Origin of the sequence: Carboxylicivirga taeanensis (assembly GCF_051851475.1) — a bacterium.
GTDB lineage: Bacteria > Bacteroidota > Bacteroidia > Bacteroidales > Marinilabiliaceae > Carboxylicivirga > Carboxylicivirga taeanensis.
Genome location: NZ_JBPUSJ010000052.1, coordinates 1 through 2,546, shown reverse-complemented (window position 1 = coordinate 2,546; position 2,546 = coordinate 1). Strand labels below are relative to the sequence as shown.

Annotated in this window: 4 protein-coding genes; all 4 read right to left on the bottom strand. The window is 34.3% G+C overall.

Annotated features, from left to right (window positions below):
- Window positions 1–126 precede the first annotated feature (126 nt).
- Window positions 127–267 (bottom strand): hypothetical protein, encoded by a 141-nt coding sequence (locus ACSX1H_RS19075; protein ID WP_439185849.1) that lies wholly within the window; start codon window positions 265–267, stop codon window positions 127–129.
- Window positions 268–394: 127 nt separating this feature from the next.
- On the bottom strand, window positions 395–820 hold the full coding sequence (locus tag ACSX1H_RS19070; protein WP_439185848.1) for a hypothetical protein: 426 nt from the start codon (window positions 818–820) through the stop codon (window positions 395–397).
- A gap of 205 nt (window positions 821–1,025) precedes the next feature.
- Window positions 1,026–1,568, bottom strand: a complete 543-nt coding sequence (locus ACSX1H_RS19065) for a hypothetical protein (protein WP_439185847.1) — start codon at window positions 1,566–1,568, stop codon at window positions 1,026–1,028.
- Window positions 1,569–1,815: 247 nt separating this feature from the next.
- Window positions 1,816–2,382 carry a hypothetical protein gene (locus tag ACSX1H_RS19060; protein WP_439185846.1) on the bottom strand — a complete coding sequence of 189 codons (567 nt, stop codon included), beginning with the start codon at window positions 2,380–2,382 and terminating at the stop codon, window positions 1,816–1,818.
- Window positions 2,383–2,546 lie beyond the last annotated feature (164 nt).

Below are 2,546 nucleotides of genomic sequence, written 5' to 3'. Positions count from 1 at the left end.
GGCGTAAACAGTTTGTAAATCAAATTGATTCCTGTTCACGTTTGAAAATCAATTCCAGAGGCACTTCAATTTGAACGTCTGGGCTGATATGAAACCAACCGAGTCGAGATTGGTGGCCAAGTTATACTACGCTTTGGTTTTTGGCGGACGACCAAAATCAATCTGTAAATATTTAACCAACAAATAGGTTACAACGGCCTGCCGCATGGCGTCGTAAGGCGAAATTAACCTTACATACTTTCCAAATTGCGCAGAGCCAAAGCGCATATTTTGATTTACATTTCCTTTAAAGCCAAATCTGCGATTTGGCGCTGACCGCCGAAGCTAAGAACCAACAAAAATATGCGGAACGCCTTATGCGCTATTGCGGTTTGTTGGGGGCAGTAGTTTATGTTTACGTAAACATATTTCCATCAATTTCAGGGCGCTTAATTCTTGTGTTATGATAGAATCCTAACTTCTTCTTAATCCAATTCATAAAACCTTTACCATTTTTGTCTGGATTATAACCACAAATACGACACCTGTCAGATTCAAGAGCAACTTCAATGCTATAATACCTTTTGTGTCTTAATTCATAATCTGTCTCGGTATAAAATTTAGCAGCTCCGCATTGTTCGCAATGATTCTTAATCGATTTATCAAGTTGAATGTCTTCTTTATATAGTCTTCTTAAGTCAACATGATTTAAATTTCTGCTTTTTGCTTCTGAAATTATTGTTTCTCTTGATGTACCAACAAAGTCTTTATAACGATACACTATGAACTTTGCAAGTTCAACGTCGCTCAATGTTTTTAGAAACAAGTTAAGTTCATTCATTATTACTATATTCTAGAAGTTCTGTTGGTTTGGTTCTATTGCCCTCCAACGGTTGGCTAGATGAAGCGATTGGCAATTTAACGAACCAAACCCTCTAAAACTGCTCTGAGCCAAATCAAAGATTTGGCGGAGTTCGATTACCCAAATTACTTCCAAGTACTCACGCACGCCAATTGCTTTATACTAGCGTGTTGGCAAACGTTTTTTATTTAGGCTTCCATTTAGAGCTTATAGTTTGTTTTGGCTCAATGTTAATATTTCCGTAATCATAACTTTTGAATGTGTCACTGTTGTTTGATGAAAAATAACGGTCGTAAGCAATCACGGTCGCAATTATTGGTAAATACTCCAAATTGTTATCTATAATTAAATAATATTTGTTGTTGCCCATTTTTGCACTCTTTTGTTTATCGAAGTATCCGATTTGAGTTTTATCTGCAAAAAGCCCTACTTTCCTGCCAACTTGCTCGTAAAAATTAATTTTCCTATTGTCATTTATTAAGTAATATTCCGAATTCCCATTAAAATCTAAAATCCACTTTTGTTTTGTATTTGGATTAGCAATTAGAAGTTTAGGATGAAGCCTAAATATATTCCACTTCTTTTTAACTGTTAATTGAATCTGGTCTTTGCGGTCTTTTATTTTAAATCCCGACTTCCATGACACGTGAAAATCCTTTTTTCCATCTACAATAATATTGTAATCAGAACCGAGTATTCTATTTATTTTTTCTATCTGAACTTTCATTCTTCACTAAATTGTGACTAACGTCAAATTTTAAATTTCACAATTCCCATTAAATTTGCACGTTAGCTGAAGAATTTAATCTTGCCTTTTGCGAGATGTGGGGAATGTTTGCCAACGGCAAATTGTATGAGTAGTGGCAGGTTTCGAGTTTTTCAATATCAAACTGCTACGCAGTTTGAACGGGCTACAAAATTTGATTTTAAGGATATTGCCTGCCATTACTTATACAAAATGTTGGCGGTAGTATTTATTTAAATTCAATCAATTGGTTATTTATCCTTGCTGTTTCTAGTTTTAAAGTTTCAAATGAAGAACCAAAACATTCCTGACATGTCCTTTGAATTATACCAATTCCAGGTGCTAACCAAATTGTTGATCCATAATCAATTAAATCATTATTTAGGAAATTGAATTGTAAGCAACTATCAATTAGCATATCACCAATAGAAATAGTTGCATTTCTACTTATAAGGGTAACATAACCTGGACCATATTTCCATGTCTCATCAATATTAGCAGCTAAATCAAACTTCATTTCCTCCATATTTTCTTTGGAAAGGGACTTCACATAGATTCGGTCATCTTGTTTTCGATAATATGAAGTTGTTCCAAAATCATTAACAAATTCAAAATACTCAACTCCATTAATCTTTGTTATATCAATTATTGAGTCTTTCCCTGCTAATTCAAAGTTCCATTGGTTGCCAATTTGAAGAGGAAAATAATCTCTGTCCACATTCATTCTATGATTATCGTCCTTTTCACAAGATAACATTGCCGTAATAACTAAACTAATCACTAAAAGCTTTTTCATTTCTTTATTGGTTTTAATTGTTTCTATTATAGACGGTTTTCTTTGATAGGAGTTGCGTCATATTACAGCCAACGGCCTGCCGCATGGCGTCGTAAGGCGAAATTAATCTTACGAACTTTCCAAAATGAGCGGAGCCAAAGCGTTGTATTTGAGTTTATCTTTTC